This window comes from Enterococcus ureasiticus (assembly GCF_001730285.1).
In the GTDB taxonomy this organism is placed as follows: domain Bacteria; phylum Bacillota; class Bacilli; order Lactobacillales; family Enterococcaceae; genus Enterococcus_L; species Enterococcus_L ureasiticus.
Genome location: NZ_MIJZ01000013.1, coordinates 205,119 through 222,062 on the forward strand (window position 1 = coordinate 205,119; position 16,944 = coordinate 222,062).

Sequence of the window (16,944 nt, forward strand, 5' to 3'; positions counted from 1 at the left end):
TCTATGACACTCTCATCAATATGATTCTTCCATCATTTTTAACATTTTAGTAAACTGGCGTTTTTTAAAAAACATAAGTATAGTGCCAAGTACGGCATCGTTCATTTTTTGTAAAAACCCATAGGATTCCATTTTTTCATTATAACGAATCTCACAAGATTTTTCATCTAGTGGTTTGATATCATATTGGACCAAGAAATCATTTTTTGTTGTAGATGTTCTAAAATGGTAAGATGAATTTTCAACAAGTTTTTCTACTTTGATACGAGCCCGGCTATTTTTTGAAAATTCCTTGACGTATTCAAAGTTGTTCAATTGTTTTCTTGTTAAACTTTTGCCCGTATGCTTCCGTATATCAAACAAAACAGAATCCATGACTTGGTCATAAAAAACAGATGCAGGAATATTCATTTTTTTTATAATTTCCATTATCTTTTCACCTCGTTACTATTTTTCTTATTTTGTTCTTCTTTCTTTCTGCCTTTGAAGAAAAAGTACCCTCCAACAATCACTAAGAAAATACCTGTCGTCATACTTAACAAATCATACTTCATTGATGCAGGATTAAGCGCATATAAAATTATTATTAAGCCAATACTGCATACGAATAAACCATTTCTTACCATTTTACATCCATCCAATCTTTTTAAACTGCAGCTGCTTGGAAGAACAAGACACCGCCCCAAGGTTGTGCTTTGATTATTTCTTTTGCTTTTTTAGCTGCTTCTTCTTTGTCTCCTGTTACATCAAAGGCTAATTTGATTCCTTTTTTTTCTTTAAAAGTGTATGTAAAATCTCCACCATCATAGTTCTCTAATAACTTTTTGATTTCTTCTTGTTGCATTGCACTAGCAATTGTGATCATATTAAGCTCTCCTAACAATTAAGTAGCTGCTTTCACTTCCAGAGAAGCGAAAGCAACATACTATTTTATTTTTTACTCAAAATCTGTTGGTTCCATTCTATTGGCTGCAATAACAAACGGTGTCCAGATAAGGAATGTAACCACCATACACACAAGCGTTACGATTGGCGCTCTCCAGTCTGCTCCTGTTGCTAAGAATGATAGCAAGATTGGCGGTACAACCCACGTCACTTGTTGTGATACTGGCGCTACTAATCCGAAGTAAGTTGCTAACCAGCCGATTGTTGTTGCAACAACTGGTGCTACTAAGAATGGTACAAACATGATTGCATTTAATACAATTGGTAAACCAAACATGATTGGTTCGTTAATGTTGAAGATACCAGGTCCTAATGACAATTTACCAACTGTTAGGTAATCTGCACGTTTAGAGAATAACAAGATAGCGATGATCAAGACGATCGTACCACCTGAACCACCAAACCATGCAAATGCATCAAATGAACCACGAACCCACATATACGCTTTTCCATCATCAATGGCTTTCAAGACAGCTGGCGTACCAGTTAAGCCTTTATATCCTTTTTGGAAAATATCGATATTGATTAATTGTGCTTGTCCCCAGATACCTTCTAAAACTGGTGCCAATACGTTTGGACCATGAATTCCGAAGAACCAGAAAATTTGAACGAAGATCGTTACGATCAATACAGCGCCCAGACCTTGAGATAAGCCCAAGAACGGTTCTGCAATATATTTTTGAACTAGATCGATGATCAATTGTCCGTTCGTTAATTTACCTACTACATAGTTAATAATTGCAATAACATATAATGCGATCGTTGCAGGTAAAATCGCAGCGAAAGCTTTTGATACTGCTGGCGGAACTGAATCAGGCATTTTGATCGTGATATTCGCCAACATTAATTTACAGAAAATGATAACAGAAATTGCACCCATGATCATTACTGTGAAGTATGCGTTACCATTTAAGTGATCCAGTTTTAACCAACCCCAACCGCCTGCTGTTAAGCCTTCAGCTGTTGCTGACCAACCACTTGTTGCTGAATTTTCATTGATTGTATTCATTAATTCTTTTGGAACAGCTGTTTCTAATGTATTAGAATAAGCAAAAGCAATTCCTTGAATCAATGTTGCTAAACCAACGATACCACCCGCTAAGTCATTTACTTTGTATGCTCTCGCTAGATTGTAGCCCCAAGAAAAGGCAAAAATCAAACCGGCAATCGCCAAAGTACCATTCCAAACAAAACCGTTGATTCCAATAATAACATTAATAACTGCAAAGATACCTTTGTCTGCAGCGAGATTTGCTGCATAGTCTGAGAAAAACTGCTGCGGCAAGTCACGAATCATCGCGTTGATCATTACTGCAATCGAACCTGCCATTGTTGCCGGCATTGTTCCGATAAAGGCATCACGTAATGCAACCAAGTGTTTCTGAGCGCCGATTTTACCGGCTACAGGTAGAATGTATTTCTCCATCCAGGCTGTTAATCCATCCATTTTTTAATTCCTCCTATAAATAATTTTTATCTAAAGAGCGATTAAGCTCCTTAAAACAAAGTAGCTGTTAAAGTCCCGTTCAAAAAACTTTAACCTCTATTTTCTTCCGTTCAAAAAAGAAAATATCACAGCTTATTCGTTATCCATACGGCGATATAGATCGATGATCTCTTTTGCTAAATCAGTAAAAGCAATCGCTGTCATTAAATGGTCCTGACTATGAACCGTCAATAAAGTCACTTGGATATGGTTTCCTTGTGCTTCTTGTGTTAACATTCCTGTTTGAGAATGGTGGGCTTGGACTAAAGATTCTTCTGCATCAACGATTTTTTGATCTGCTAATTCGAAGTCTCCTGCTTTGGCTGCGGCAATCGCTTCCATTGCATCGCTCTTAGCATTTCCTCCATACATGATCAAACCCATAACTGCTTCTAAATTTTGTTGCTCTTCCACGTTTGTAACTCCGTTCATTTTTTATTTTTTTATTTGTCCATCAAAGCAATTGCTTGATCTAACACTTTTTCGCCGTTCATCATGCCATAATCAGACATATTGATCACGTCGAAGGGAATGCCTTTAGGTGCTAGTTTTTGTTCAAATTGTGCTTTCATGAAACGAACTTGTGGGCCTAAAAGTAATACGTTTACATCTTTCGCTTCTAAGTTGTTATCTGCATCTGATGCTGATACTGCAAAGATATCTGCTTCCATTCCACGCTCTTCTGCTGCTTTTTGCATTTTTGTTACTAATAAACTTGTACTCATTCCTGCTGAACATACTAACATAATTGTTTTTTTAGCCATTTTATTACACTCCTTCTAAATTAGTTGTATTTACACTTTTATATAAAGCAAGAAGTATGCCAAAAAAAGTATAGACCAAACCTAGTAACAACAAGGTTTTGGTCTATACAGATTGTGTACACACTACTATTCCACATGCTACACACTAGATTTTGTGTGCGCTTTCTTTCCCGTTATAAAGACATTTCTATTAATTTGAAGAATCGTTAGATAGTTGTCTTCTTTTTAGTTAAAACCATTATTTTCAGTTAACTCTTTAAACCAGTAACCACTTTTTTTGATCGTTCTTTTTGCTTCATTGTCTAAATCGACAGCAATAAATCCGTAGCGATTTTTATAGGCATTCAACCATGACCAGTTATCCATACAAGTCCACATATGATACCCTTGGACTTGGCTTCCTTGTTGTATTGCTTGATGTACCCATTTTAAGTGATCTGTGACAAATTCGATTCGATAATCATCTTCAATCATTCCATCAGCATTCACGAAACGTTCTTCGCCTTCTACACCCATGCCGTTTTCAGAAATATAGCAACGGATATTGCCATAGTTTTCTTTCAAGTTCATTAAGGTATCATAAATGCCTTTTTCATAAATTTCCCAACCACGATATGGGTTCATTTTTTTACCGGGCATATCATATACATCATAAAAATCTTCAGGTAAGATACTATTTCCTGCGATTTCTATCGGTGTTTCTTTGGCTTTAACTCTTCGAGGTTGGTAATAATTGACCCCCAAAAGATCGATTGTATTTTCTGCAATAGTCGTTAAATCCTCAGGTGTTGTTTCAGGCATCAACTCTTGTTCTTTGACCCACGCCACTATATCTTCTGGAAAATGACCTTTTACAGCAGGATCTAAAAATGAACGATTAAACAACCCATCGACTAATCGAGCAGCTTTAACATCTTCTTCATTTTCAGGATCTCTAGGGTAACTTGGCGTCAAATTAAGGACGATTCCAATTTCTCCAGTTAAATTCATATTATGATATACTTCAATCGCTTTAGCACTAGCTAGGGCTTCGTGATAGGCAACTTGAACACCATGTTTTAAGTTTACTTCTTCTGGATAATGCCATCCATATAAGTAACCACCTTCAACCGGCACGATTGGTTCATTGTGTGTAAACCATTTTTTCACACGGTCTCCAAATAATTCAAAGCAAGTCTTAGCATAAAACACATACTGATCGACAACATCACGATTCAACCAACCGCCTTGCTCTTGCAATACCATTGGCATATCAAAATGATATAAGTTCATGAAAGGTTCAATGCCTTGCTCCAACAAGCTATTGATCACATCATTATAAAATTCAACGGCTTTTGGATTAACATCTCCCGTTTTTGGATCTGGAATCAATCTGCTCCATTGAATCGATGTCCGAAAAGAATTATGACCCGTTGCTTTCATCAATTGAATATCTTCATGATATTTCTTATAAAACTGAGAAGTTTTATCCGGGCCTACTTCGTTAAAAAATAGTTCAGGTTTTTCTTCGTACCAAAAATCCCATATATTTTGCGCTTTTCCATCACCTGCAAAAATACCTTCTGTTTGAGGTCCGCTAGCCGCAGATCCCCACCAAAAACCTTCTGGAAACTGATAATTCATAATCGTCATCTCCTAATATAATTTTATTTGAAAATAGATAAAATCCCTCAAAATCGAGACAAAACAAAGACTTTGTTTTGTCTCACTTTCTCTTGAGAAGATTTTATCTATTCGTCTATCATTAAGCTTGTGTGTTTTCTTCTTGCGCTAACGCTGCTGATTCTTGTTTTAAGAATTGATCCGTTGCTACTTTAACAAACGGAATATAAATCAATACAGAGATCAGCAAGTTCACTGCAGCTAAGACTCCACCAGCGATACTCTTCGTTGCCAAGAATCCACCAATAATCGGTGGTGTTACCCAAGGTACAATAACTGTTGCAGCTGGAACAAGACCGACTGCAGTTGCAACGTATGCGATTGTTACAAGAATCATCGGGATAATGATGAATGGGATAAACATTATTGGATTCAATACGATTGGCAGCCCAAACATCACTGGCTCATTAATATTGAAAATTCCTGGCGCAAAACTTAAGTTTGTGATGATTTTAAATGGTTTGTTTTTACGTCCCACCAAGAAGATTGCAATCAGCAAACCTAAAGTAGCGCCTGTTCCACCTAAGTTTACAAATGAATCAAAGAAAGGTTTATTAACAATATAAGGAATTTTTTCCCCTGCTTCTAACGCTTTGATATTGGCATCGATCGCTGGTAAATTGATTGTTTGCATCAACGGCTCAACCATATTCGCTCCATGTAAACCAAAGAACCATAAGAATGGTGTAATAAATGCTAATAATAATGCAGATGGGTAGCTGTTTGCTAATCCCATAAATGGTTTTTGAACTGCTTCATAAAATGATACAACAATGTTTTCAATTCCAAATCCAAATAAAATCGATGTAATCAAACTAAACAGACTGATTGTGATCATTGCAGGTAACAATGCTGCAAATGATTTCGCAACCGCTGGTGGTACGCCATCCGGCATTTTGATAACTAATTTATCGTTTCCAACTAATCTTTGGAAAATTTCACCTGAAATAAGTGCAATAACTAAAGCAATAAATAATCCTGTAGCATCCGTTCCGCTTAATCCACCAACCGCAAAGAATGAAGCAACTGAAACAGTTCCTGCTGCAATTCCGTCTTTACCGTAAGATTTCACTAAATTATACGCTACTAAAAATGCAACTAAAATTGAAAAAATTGCAAATGTTCCGTTCCAGATATTTCCACCGAAACTCTTCCAAATTGGTGCATCATTGACGATCATTGGGAATAATTTATCCATCAATTCTGGAAATCCAGGTATTGGTAAATTATTGATAAGTACCGCTAACGCTCCTAAAATCATTAATGGCATCGTAACGACAAACGCATCACGAATGGCCACTAAGTGGCGTTGAGCCGCAATTACTGAGGCTTTTGGCATAAAATGTTTTTCCATCCATTGAACAAATCCGTCCATTTCTTGTAAATCCCCCTATACACTATTTATCTAAAAAGCAATGATGCTCTTCAAATCAGTTTTGACTAATGACCCGTTATCTAAACGGGCCATTTTCTATTTTGGTTGTTCTTATTCATTATCCATACGACGATATAAATCAATGATCTCTTTTGCTAAATCAGTAAAAGCGATCGACGTCATCAAGTGATCTTGACTATGAACTGTTAATAATGTTACTTGGATATGGTTTCCTTGTGCTTCTTGTGTTAACATTCCTGTTTGAGAATGGTGGGCTTGTACTAAAGATTCTTCTGCATCAACGATTTTTTGATCTGCTAATTCGAAATCTCCTGCTTTGGCTGCGGCAATCGCTTCCATTGCATCGCTTTTAGCGTTTCCTCCATACATGATCAATCCCATAACTGCTTCTAAATTTTGTTGCTCTTCCATATTCTAAAACTCCATTCATTTTTTTATTTTGATTATTATCCCATTAAAGCAATTGCTTGATCTAACACTTTTTCGCCGTTCATCATGCCATAATCAGACATGTTGATCACGTCGAAAGGGATGCCTTTAGGTGCTAGTTTTTGTTCAAATTGTGCTTTCATGAAACGAACTTGTGGGCCTAAAAGTAATACGTTTACATCTTTCGCTTCTAAGTTGTTATCTGCATCTGATGCTGATACTGCAAAGATATCTGCTTCCATTCCACGCTCTTCTGCTGCTTTTTGCATTTTTGTTACTAGTAAACTTGTACTCATTCCTGCTGAACATACTAACATAATTGTTTTTTTAGCCATTTTATTACACTCCTTCTAAATTAATTGTATTTACACTTTTATATAAAGCAAGAAGCGTGCCAAAAAAAATATAGACCAAACCTAGTAACAACAAGGTTTTGGTCTATACAGATTGTGTACACACTATTTTTCTAACGATTACACACTAATCAATTTTGCTTATATTCTGTAATCAGTTCAATTCTATTTTCTAAAAACAATTGTGTCAAATGTGCAATATCTGACTCGGTAAAGGCTACACGATAAGCTTTTTCAATCACCATTAAATTTGTTCTAGTGACGTCTGTTTCTAAACGGTTCTTTTTCATGAACTCTGCAAGATTATCGAATTCTTTTGATTTCTCACCTTTCAAAATAGCATCTACCAAGAAAGCTAGGTGAATCACGATGCCGGCATCAACGCCAGGCTCTACAATAGTATGCATATCTGTTTGGATTTGATGAACTGTTTTTTGCAGCATGACGATCAATTTCTGTAGTGAGTCAACAGCAGTGATCGTTCCACCTAATGATTTCACGATTTTCTCCGTTGGCACTTCATCACCTGCAATTCGTTTGAGCACATTTAATTTCTCATCATCAAAAATGTCATACGCTGAAAAGAATGGGATATTTTGATATTCTACATCAACGGTTCCAGCAATTGCTTTTATTTCATAATCCTCCATTAAACTGTCGATATGTTTTTTGAAGGCTTCCCGCTCTAAAAACTGCATTTGAATGATTTCTACTTTGTTTTCGTCGATCACAGGTAAAATTCGTTGATATAATTTTGCAGCAACACCTTCACCAGTAAAACAAGTGACCACTACCGCTTTTTTAACATCTTCACGATTTTGTGGGCTGGTACGAAACTGCTCTCTAATAATACTTTCAAATGACATTTGGATATTTTGATAAATATCTTCTAAACTTCGTCCCACACTTGCCATGCGAATCGCTTCTAACACGATCATTGTACTAGTCATCGTGATCGCTTTTGTTCGAATACCTGTCTCTTCAAAAATCAAATTTCCAAAAGAATTCAGTGAGCCCATATCTGTTAAAAGCAACATACCATTTACTAATTTATCACGATGATTCAAGACAAAGCTTTTCAGTTGTTCATACATCGTTTGAACTTCCATCGTAAGCGGCATGTTCAGGGCAACACCGGTTTCTGTTCCAAGCAATTCTTGTGCTGTTTTCAACATACTTGAAGCTGTAGAATCACCATGCATCAGAACTACTACACCAACATTGTTAGCGTGGACTTTTTCTTTATTGCCAACGTTGATCGATAAAAACATACTGATAAAACCAATTTCATCAAAAGGAATTTCAATATTATTTTCTTCCTCTATGATAGCAGACAGATCCATAGCCACCTGAAATTCTTTTTTCATTTTTTTTCTGACATTATTTAAATTAGGATGAACGATAACGTGTCCTTCTCTAACTCGATCGATCGTACTTTGCAGATGTAAGGCAAAGGCAAAGCGGGCTTTTTCATTATACGTGCGCTCTAATCTTTTTTCTGCGATGTCATATAAATGGTCCGTCAGCTTCCAAATTGGTTCTGGCAATAATTCTTTGTGCACAGGATTTTGTGTCAATTCATCCACATAGGTTTGAAAATAAGCATCCATATCACTTGAAATCAGCTGTTCTAAATTGACATTTTCTAATTCATTTGCTGATAAAGTCGCAACTTTCTCTTCAATTTCATTATAGACTTGCATATCACGAGCTGGATCTTGAGACCAGACAACTTCATTTGTCCCTGGTTCAAAGCTTAAATAATTACTCTTGCTATCAACAAAACGATCTAAGCGATCAGAAACTTCTTTGATTTTTAATAAGCCTTTTTGCACTTGCAGCGGCAAGTCTCGTTTTTGAATCACCAAACTAGATTCATCATGTGTACGATAATGAAGAAATGATTTGGCACAAACAAGTTTTAGATCCCGTTTCACTTGACCGATATTACCTTCTGCATCGTACAACATAAAAGCTAGGATAGCTTCTCTTTTAATATCGATTCGTTGATTCAACCGATTTGCTTCTTGTTTAATAAATAATGAAATAATATCATAGCGTTCATCAAGCGAGCGTGCATCTAGAGACGGCAATGTGATCGCCATAGGAATTCTACGATTGAATGTTGTTAAAAAGCTTTCAGAAGATTCTGTTGTTGCACCAATGATTTGAACAGAGGCCTCATAGGTTTGACCACTTTCACCAAGGGGACGATAGATGCCTTTATCAATAAATGTAAACAGCATTTCCTGCCCTTCCGGCGGTAATCGGTGGATTTCATCAAGGAAGAGAATCCCTCCATCGGCTTTTGACATCAAACCTGGGCTATCTTCATTGGCACCAGTATACGCTCCTTTTTTGACCCCGAAAATATGTCCGAAAAGCAATTGAGGATTCTGAGCGTAATCAGCACAGTTGAAAGAAACAAAAGGAGCATCTGCCGCTAAGGTTTTAGAATCAACTGCAAAATGATACATACATTCAGCAAACAATGATTTTCCGGTCCCAGTTTCACCAAAAATAATGGTATGTAAGCCACGCGGCGGATATAAAATCGCCGCTTTTGCCTGTTGGATGCTGACCTTTAAAGAATCCTGCGCTCCTACTAAGTTATCAAACGTTACCTCACTAGAATGATCCACATGGACTTTGTCTTCTTCTGTTACAACTGAATAAATAACTGGACGACCATCACTTTTAATGATCTTGTGTTCTTTGAATAATTCACTTAAATAGCGGCTGGCATTACTTCGATCGATTGCAAGCTCAAGAGCAACATCTGCTGCCGTCATGCCTTCTTTTTTTAATTCTAAAACTGCTAAAATCTCGTCTTTTCTAGATTTCATGGATAGCCTCCTTAAATCATGACGTTCTTACTTTATCTCTATTATTCAGGTTTAGACGGTTTCCGTCTAGCCCCTTTATTTTTAGTGTTTTTGGGACGATTTTTAGGTTTTGCTGTTTTTTTCGTTGGCAGCGTCTTTGTTGCTTGTTCTTTTTTTACCGTCATATTTGAAGAGACCGTTTTTTCCTCTATTAAACTTTTTTCTTTTCTAGTCAGATGGATTGCGCCATCGTAAAGAAAGATTTCCTGAAAAGGAAGCTCTATTTTTTTCATCAAGCGTTGATAGTCTCGTTTGGTTGCATCATTGACAAATGTAATGACAAAACCTGAAGCGCCCATTCGGCCAACGCGTCCTGCTCGGTGAATATAGCTTTCTTCAGATAAAGGAACTTCAGCGTTCACAACAAATGGGATCGCATTAAAATCTAATCCTCTAGCCGCAATATCTGTTGTCAAAAGCATGACCGCTCGATTTTTTGCGAATTGATCGATTGCGAGTTTACGTAAAGTTTTATTCTGATCTGAAGCAAGACCTGCGACTGCCAGTCCTTCATAAATCAATTTTTCTTCTACTGACCCTAAATCAGCTACTTGATTGAAGAATACCATCGCCCGAAAATCGGGTGTATAAGCTAAGCTTCTTAAATAATCACTTTTCTTTCTCGGAGATAAAGCCATAAAGTAATGTTTCACAACACCACCAGATTGATCTTCACCTGTTACATCAATGATCGTCAGTTGATCCGTTAGTTTTTGGGCTTCTTCTGCCACTCGATCAGCCGTTGCTGAATAAAAGACTAACTGAAACTTTGTTGGTGCACTGGCTAGAATTTGTTTGGTCAAATTTAATTCTTTTTCATGAAATAGTTGATCTACTTCATCCATTACGATGGTCTTTAGTAAGTGGCTTTTGATTTTCTTTGTTTTGATTAACTCCATTACACGGCCAGGTGTTCCTACTAAAATTTCTGGTTTCTTTTTTAATTTTTCGATTTGACGGCCGACATTGGCACCACCGATCAAGGTTTGAGTTTTCAATTGAAGTAACGTTGCCCAATCACGTACAACTTGGCTGATTTGGACTGCTAATTCTTGTGAAGGTGCTAAAATCAACAACTGACTTCCTTGGTCTTTTTCTACATTTAGAAGTAGTGGTAAAACATAAGCTAGCGTTTTACCTGAGCCTGTTGGGGAAATCCCCAAGACATTCTCTTTTTCCTTTAAAGGCTGGAAACTTTTTTGTTGAATCATTGATGGCTCGCTAAAACCAGAAGCTTGCCAATGTTCTTGCCAAGCTTCTGGTAAATTTTTGTTAAATGTCATAATAGTCCTTTCTTCGTTAACGCTGTTTATTCTGTGTCTGCATCAAAAACAATGCCAGCACTTTTCCTTAAAGTTGTTACTACTTTATTTACATTGCGTGATAACTCTACCCATTCTTCATAACGAACGCCCATTGTTGGATCGTTAGAATTTTCAAGCACATCAGCAAAATCATTGGCTTCTTCGATCATCGGATTTTCTTCTGTTGTTAAAGAAATGATATCACGTTCTTGATGATTTCGATCATAAAATTCTGCTTTAGAGATGGCATTTACACTATCTAAAACTAATGTTCCACCATCAAAATAAATTTCAGAATCTAAGAAAGAATCCGCATTTTTCCCTGTCTGTAGTGTCACGTCAAACAAGTCATATCTTAAAATAGCCGTACCGATCCCATCTACATCTGTCGGGATCTTCCGTGCAAAATAATGACTTTCGTTCGGCATACCAAACCAGCCTACAGCAGCATAAACTAAATAGACACCCAGATCCGCCATAGCGCCTCCAGAAAAATGTGGAGAAAAGATATTTGGTTCTTGTCCATCGAGTACTTGGTCATAGCGTGATGAATATTTCATATAAGTAAAGTTTGCACCTGTAATTTGATTTTTCAAAGGCAATAAATCGCGAATTTTCTTGAAGCTTTTCTCATGAATATTGCGAGCTGCTTCAAAAAAGAAAACCTTTTTCTGATTCGCTAATTCAATGATCTCTGCCATTTCTGCTGGCGTTGAGAAGGCTGGTTTTTCAACAATAATATTTTTTCCTGCCAAAATCCCTTGTTTCGCTTGTTCAAAATGAAGGGAATTAGGCGAAGCAATATAAACCGTATCCATATGCGCAATACCAAAAAATGTATTCAAATCCGTTGCATACTCAACATCGCCGTATTCTTCACCAAATTTTTGCGCTGTTTCTAATTTGCGTGAATAAACCGCTGTTAAATCATAGCGATTTGTTTCCAATGCTGCTTTGACAAATTGATGACTAATCCAGTTTGTTCCAATTATACCTAAGTGAATCATATTTACCCTCACCTTTCTGAATTTGGATCTTCAAACGTTTTTGTGACATCAAATGGTATCTGATGTTCTATTGCTATTGTATCAGGAGTGACACTACAATTGTAAGCAATGACGCTTAGCCCTTGTTTTTGTCCTGATAAAATCATTTCTGCTAAAGCTTGTTGCATAGTTGTGTGAATTGTCGCCACTTCAACTTTCTCAAATTGGATGACAAACAATACATAGCTTTGATACCCTTCTTTCATGGCTTCAATCAACTCGGTCACATGCTTCAAGCCTCGTAGTGTTGGTGCGTCAGGAAACGCGCCGATTCCATGATTTTCCAAGGTCATTCCTTTAACCTCAACAAATGCTTGATTGCCAGTATCTGTCTCAACTAATATATCAAATTGTGACTGGGCAAAACGCTTTTCTCTTTTTACCGAAACAATTTTACCTTTTAAACCTGGCAATATAATCGTACCTGCTTCAATACCTTGAGCCGCTAACGCATTAGGAACTTGGCTATCGATATTAAACCAAGCAGTATCTTTTTTGACAGCAATCAGATCATAATCTGTTTTTCTCTTTGGAGAAGGCTGATACGATAATGCGACCTCCACTTCTGGATAAAATAGTTCTTTACAGCGACCAGTATTTTTTACGTGAACCGTTACCATTTCACCAGTTTCCTGCAACCGACATTCTGCAATAAAACGATTCGGTCTATTTATAAAATGTGCTAAATGCACGTTCTTATATGTAATCATTGTAACACCCTTTCTCCAAAACAATACCATATTTTGGATGAAAAAGCATCGTCAAACGTTCAAATAATTCTTCATACGTCGGAGAGCGTTTTTACTGAAAAATTTGTTCAGATTTAAAAATAGTTATGACTTCATTAAATTTTATTATAGGAAAAGATTTTCGAATAGTTTGTTTTTTAATTTCGTGATATGATTGTCTTGGAGGAGAATGATAGTATGAAAAAACATTGGTCATTATTTTTAGGTGCATCACTTATTACGGGTATTGCGGGCTCATTGTTCTTGAAAAAGAAACAAGAGAGTCAACAAACGGATTCAGAGATTCCTAATTTATATAAACGTTATTTAGGCAGTTGGTGGTTTGTTAATAAAGTAAAAGCCACGCAACATACATTAACCATCGAAGATGATTTACAGATCATTATTGATGGCAAAAAACTAAGTTACATGTTAGTTGAATTAACCAATAAACGGTTAGTCGCACAAGATGAATATGGGTATCATTTGATTGTTCAATGTTTGAATGATCAGCCTGCTTCATTATATGATGAAGCAGATGATGCTACTTATGTCTTAGAAGCAACTGATTCTTTAGATTGTCCAACAGAAAATTAAAAGAAGCGGTCCTCAAAATTATTTTATGAGGATCGCTTCTTTTAATTTTCTATTATTTTACAGTTCATCGATTTGTTTACGTTCTTTGGTTTTACTTAGTTTTCCTTCTCGTTTCTTTAGTTCCGTTTTAATTTCTTCTAAAGAAACTCCTGTTTCAACTAACAGAACGAGCATATGATATATTAGGTCAGACGTTTCAGTAATTAGTTCAGCTTGATTGTTTTTAGCTGCAATGACCACTTCTGTTGCCTCTTCTCCGACTTTTTTCAGAATTTTATCTAGCCCTTGGTCGAATAAGTAATTTGTGTAGGAACCTTCTTTGGGTTCTTCTTTACGCGCTCTTATCTCTTCATAAAGTGCTTCAATCATCTTTTTCCCTCCATTATACTAGCTAATTACATTGAAAAAACAACTGTGTTCTCCCGTGTGACAAGCGGCTCCTGTTTGTTCAACTGTAATAAGTAAAGTATCCTTATCGCAATCCGTAACGATACTTTTTACATGTTGAATATGCCCACTTGTTGCGCCTTTATTCCACAATTGTTGGCGGGAACGTGAATAGAACCAGGTTGTTCCTGTTTCAAGCGTTTTTTTGTAGCTTTCTTCATTCATATAAGCGAGCATCAAGACTTCATTCGTTTTTGTTTCTACAATAATTGCTGGCAATAACCCTTTGGAAAAATCTGGTTTCATCGACGTACCTCCATTCCATTATGTGCTAAAGCTTCTTTTAGCTCTGGAATTTTTACCTCAGCATAATGGAAAATACTTGCAGCTAAAGCGGCACTGACCTTTGTTTGCTCAAACACTTCCACAATATCTGCGATATTACCGCAACCACCTGACGCAATCACAGGAACATTTACAGCGGCGCTTATGGCTTGATTTAACGCAAAGTCATAGCCTTTTTTTGTACCATCTGCATCCATACTAGTCAGTAAAATCTCACCAGCACCTAAAGCAACAGCTTTTTTAGCCCACTCTATCGCGTCTAATCCAGTATCTTCACGTCCGCCTTTAACAAAAACATGCCAAGAATCGCCTACTTTTTTTGCATCGATTGCAACAACAATACACTGAGAGCCAAATTTTTCTGCCCCAGCTTGAATCAATTCTGGTTGTTGAATCGCTGCTGAATTAAGGGAGATTTTATCGGCACCGGCTTGCAGCATATTTTTCATATCAGAAACACTACGAATGCCACCGCCCACAGTCAAAGGAATAAAGACTTCTGCTGCTGTTCGTTCAACTACTTCGATCATCGTTTCACGGTCATCACTGGTAGCAGTGATATCTAAGAAAACAAGTTCATCTGCGCCTTGTTCATTATATGCTCGCGCGATAGCTACTGGATCACCAATATCTTGCAGATCAATGAAATTGACGCCCTTGACCACCCGTCCATCCGTGACATCTAGACAAGGAATAATACGTTTAGTCAGCATTTTTTTCCACCTCCAGCATATCTGCTAACGTAATAGCACCATTATAAAAAGCTTTTCCAACAATTGCTCCGTATAAACCCAATTCAGCTAGTTTCACTAAGTCGGCTTTACTACTGACACCGCCTGATGCAATAATTTGCACATCTGGTACAACTGCTGATAGTTTCACGTAATCTTCAAACGTCGGCCCTATTAAAGTTCCGTCTTTAGCAATATCTGTGTAGATAATCGTTTTGACACCAACTGCCGCCATTTCCTGAGCCATTTGTAAATAGTCTGTTTCACTAACATCCAACCAGCCACTAATAGCGACTTTCCCATTCTTAGCATCGATACCGACAGCAATTTTATCCCCATATTTCAAAACAGCTTCTTTGACTAATTCGGGATCTCTCAATGCTGCTGAACCGATAATGATCCGATCGATTCCAAGAGCCACATAGGCATCAACTTGTTCTAATGTGCGAATGCCTCCACCAACTTCAATTTTTAAGCCCGTTGCTTTTTTCATTTCCTCGATCAAAGAAGCATTAGACGCTTTTCCCATCAAAGCACCATCTAAATCAACCACATGCATCATCTGGATACCTGCTGCTTTAAATTCTTTTGCTTGTGCTACTGGATTATGATTGACAATCGTTTTTTGCAGAAAATCACCTTGAACCAACCGAACAGCTTTTCCTTCTCTAATATCAATCGCGGGTAAAACGAACATGCTCCACTACCTCCTTAAATCCTCTTAAAATCATAAGGCCTGCCTCACTACTTTTTTCTGGATGAAATTGAGTTCCATAGATATTTTCCTTTGAGATCATTGCAGGTATTTTGATTGAATATTGAACTAATGCATCGATCACATCAGGCTCACAATCCGTATAGTAAGAATGAACAAAATAGACATATTCTTCCTCTACTTCTTTGGTTAATAACGTTTCTTTGGTCACGACTAGCTTATTCCAACCCATATGAGGAACAGGTAAATCAGGATCATCTGGTAATTTTTCACAAATTCCTTCGATCAACCCTAACCCTTCTGTAAATCCGTTTTCCATGCTGCCTTCTAAAAGCAGCTGCATGCCTAAACAGACCCCTAATATCGGTGTACCTTTTTGAGCAACTTCTTGGATCACAGTGACTAATCCACGCTGTTTTAATTCCGACATTGCTAATGAAAAAGCACCTACACCTGGCAGTATCAAACCATCAGCCGCTCGAATTTCATCAGGATCAGCGGAAATTTTATTTGTTAAACCAACATAATCTAACGCCTTTTGAACATTGCGGGTATTCCCAGTATCGTAATCAATGATAATAATCATCTACAAAATTCCTTTCGTTGAATTGACTCCTTGAATGGACGGATTTTCAGTAATTGCCTCTCTGAGCGCTCGGCCTGTCGCTTTAAAGAGTGCTTCTATTTTATGATGTGTATTTTTCCCATGCAAAATTTTTAAATGAAGATTCATTTGAGCGTTAAAAGCGAATGCTTGAAAAAATTCTTCTGTCAATTCTGTGTCAAAATCCCCAAGCTTAGGATTATCGAACGTTGCATCAAAAACTAAATAAGAGCGCCCGCTTAAATCCAAAGAAGCCATACCCAAAGACTCGTCCATCGGCACAAAACTAGTACCATAACGATTGATCCCAGCCTTGTCCCCTAAAGCTTCTCGAATACATTGACCTAAAACAATTCCAACATCTTCTACCGTATGATGACTGTCCACTTCTAAATCACCATTCACTTTTACTTCTAATGAAATACGACTGTGGCGGGCAAATAAAATCAACATATGATCAAAGAACCCAACTCCCGTTTGGATCGTGACTGGTTCTTGGCGATCTAAATCAAGTGTCAATTCGATTTTGGTTTCTGCAGTTTCTCTTTTTAAAGTAGCTGTTCTCAT

General features: G+C 37.2%; 21 protein-coding genes. 1 reads left to right on the forward strand and 20 read right to left on the reverse strand.

Going from position 1 to position 16,944, the window contains the following annotated elements:
* Positions 1-15: 15 nt before the first annotated feature.
* The 14 genes from BCR21_RS09345 to sfsA form a co-directional block, all read right to left on the reverse strand.
* Entirely contained in the window at positions 16-429 is a 414-nt protein-coding gene (locus BCR21_RS09345) for a DUF3284 domain-containing protein (RefSeq protein ID WP_069646201.1), read from the reverse strand.
* A complete protein-coding gene (locus BCR21_RS09350) occupies positions 429-626 on the reverse strand; it encodes a DUF3188 domain-containing protein (protein ID WP_069646202.1) in 198 nt (65 codons plus the stop codon). The genes BCR21_RS09345 and BCR21_RS09350 overlap by 1 nt, the downstream gene beginning before the upstream one ends.
* Positions 627-646: 20 nt before the next feature.
* Positions 647-865 (reverse strand): hypothetical protein, encoded by a 219-nt coding sequence (locus BCR21_RS09355; RefSeq protein WP_010762909.1) that lies wholly within the window; start codon positions 863-865, stop codon positions 647-649.
* 72 nt (positions 866-937) lie between these two features.
* Positions 938-2,392 carry a PTS sugar transporter subunit IIC gene (locus BCR21_RS09360; RefSeq protein ID WP_069646203.1) on the reverse strand — a complete coding sequence of 485 codons (1,455 nt, stop codon included), beginning with the start codon at positions 2,390-2,392 and terminating at the stop codon, positions 938-940.
* A gap of 132 nt (positions 2,393-2,524) precedes the next feature.
* The gene (locus BCR21_RS09365) at positions 2,525-2,845 is read right to left on the reverse strand and encodes a PTS lactose/cellobiose transporter subunit IIA (protein WP_010771280.1); all 321 of its coding nucleotides are present in this window, start codon (positions 2,843-2,845) and stop codon (positions 2,525-2,527) included.
* Between the two features lie 29 nt (positions 2,846-2,874).
* Entirely contained in the window at positions 2,875-3,195 is a 321-nt protein-coding gene (locus BCR21_RS09370; RefSeq protein WP_069634466.1) for a PTS sugar transporter subunit IIB, read from the reverse strand.
* Positions 3,196-3,420: 225 nt separating this feature from the next.
* On the reverse strand, positions 3,421-4,818 hold the full coding sequence (locus tag BCR21_RS09375) for a glycoside hydrolase family 1 protein (RefSeq protein WP_069646204.1): 1,398 nt from the start codon (positions 4,816-4,818) through the stop codon (positions 3,421-3,423).
* Positions 4,819-4,939: 121 nt separating this feature from the next.
* Positions 4,940-6,232: a PTS sugar transporter subunit IIC gene (locus BCR21_RS09380; protein WP_069646205.1), complete on the reverse strand. Its 1,293-nt coding sequence runs from the start codon at positions 6,230-6,232 to the stop codon at positions 4,940-4,942.
* 111 nt (positions 6,233-6,343) lie between these two features.
* A complete protein-coding gene (locus tag BCR21_RS09385) occupies positions 6,344-6,664 on the reverse strand; it encodes a PTS lactose/cellobiose transporter subunit IIA (RefSeq protein WP_069646206.1) in 321 nt (106 codons plus the stop codon).
* 35 nt (positions 6,665-6,699) lie between these two features.
* The gene (locus tag BCR21_RS09390; protein WP_069646207.1) at positions 6,700-7,017 is read right to left on the reverse strand and encodes a PTS sugar transporter subunit IIB; all 318 of its coding nucleotides are present in this window, start codon (positions 7,015-7,017) and stop codon (positions 6,700-6,702) included.
* Positions 7,018-7,166: 149 nt separating this feature from the next.
* Positions 7,167-9,881, reverse strand: coding sequence for a sigma-54-dependent transcriptional regulator (locus BCR21_RS09395; protein WP_069646208.1), 2,715 nt, complete (start codon positions 9,879-9,881; stop codon positions 7,167-7,169).
* 41 nt (positions 9,882-9,922) lie between these two features.
* The gene (locus BCR21_RS09400; RefSeq protein WP_069646209.1) at positions 9,923-11,203 is read right to left on the reverse strand and encodes a DEAD/DEAH box helicase; all 1,281 of its coding nucleotides are present in this window, start codon (positions 11,201-11,203) and stop codon (positions 9,923-9,925) included.
* 26 nt (positions 11,204-11,229) lie between these two features.
* Positions 11,230-12,231, reverse strand: coding sequence for a Gfo/Idh/MocA family protein (locus tag BCR21_RS09405; protein WP_069646210.1), 1,002 nt, complete (start codon positions 12,229-12,231; stop codon positions 11,230-11,232).
* An 8-nt stretch (positions 12,232-12,239) separates the two neighbouring features.
* Positions 12,240-12,977, reverse strand: coding sequence for a DNA/RNA nuclease SfsA (sfsA, locus tag BCR21_RS09410; RefSeq protein WP_069646471.1), 738 nt, complete (start codon positions 12,975-12,977; stop codon positions 12,240-12,242).
* A gap of 219 nt (positions 12,978-13,196) precedes the next feature.
* On the opposite strand from sfsA, the gene BCR21_RS09415 reads away from it, so the two are divergent.
* Positions 13,197-13,595 (forward strand): DUF4828 domain-containing protein, encoded by a 399-nt coding sequence (locus BCR21_RS09415; protein WP_069646211.1) that lies wholly within the window; start codon positions 13,197-13,199, stop codon positions 13,593-13,595.
* Between the two features lie 57 nt (positions 13,596-13,652).
* On the opposite strand, the gene hisE is transcribed toward BCR21_RS09415, so the two are convergent.
* Genes hisE through hisB form a run of 6 tightly spaced genes read right to left on the reverse strand, consistent with a single transcriptional unit; the run spans position 13,653 to position 16,944 of the window.
* A complete protein-coding gene (gene hisE, locus BCR21_RS09420) occupies positions 13,653-13,964 on the reverse strand; it encodes a phosphoribosyl-ATP diphosphatase (protein ID WP_069646212.1) in 312 nt (103 codons plus the stop codon).
* Positions 13,965-13,982: 18 nt separating this feature from the next.
* On the reverse strand, positions 13,983-14,288 hold the full coding sequence (gene hisI / locus BCR21_RS09425) for a phosphoribosyl-AMP cyclohydrolase (protein WP_069646213.1): 306 nt from the start codon (positions 14,286-14,288) through the stop codon (positions 13,983-13,985).
* Positions 14,285-15,040 carry an imidazole glycerol phosphate synthase subunit HisF gene (gene hisF / locus BCR21_RS09430; protein WP_069646214.1) on the reverse strand — a complete coding sequence of 252 codons (756 nt, stop codon included), beginning with the start codon at positions 15,038-15,040 and terminating at the stop codon, positions 14,285-14,287. Before hisF ends, hisI begins: the two co-directional genes overlap by 4 nt.
* Positions 15,030-15,755 carry a 1-(5-phosphoribosyl)-5-[(5-phosphoribosylamino)methylideneamino]imidazole-4-carboxamide isomerase gene (gene hisA / locus BCR21_RS09435; protein ID WP_069646215.1) on the reverse strand — a complete coding sequence of 242 codons (726 nt, stop codon included), beginning with the start codon at positions 15,753-15,755 and terminating at the stop codon, positions 15,030-15,032. Before hisA ends, hisF begins: the two co-directional genes overlap by 11 nt.
* A complete protein-coding gene (hisH, locus tag BCR21_RS09440; protein WP_069646216.1) occupies positions 15,733-16,359 on the reverse strand; it encodes an imidazole glycerol phosphate synthase subunit HisH in 627 nt (208 codons plus the stop codon). The genes hisA and hisH overlap by 23 nt, the downstream gene beginning before the upstream one ends.
* The gene (gene hisB / locus BCR21_RS09445; protein WP_069646217.1) at positions 16,360-16,944 is read right to left on the reverse strand and encodes an imidazoleglycerol-phosphate dehydratase HisB; all 585 of its coding nucleotides are present in this window, start codon (positions 16,942-16,944) and stop codon (positions 16,360-16,362) included.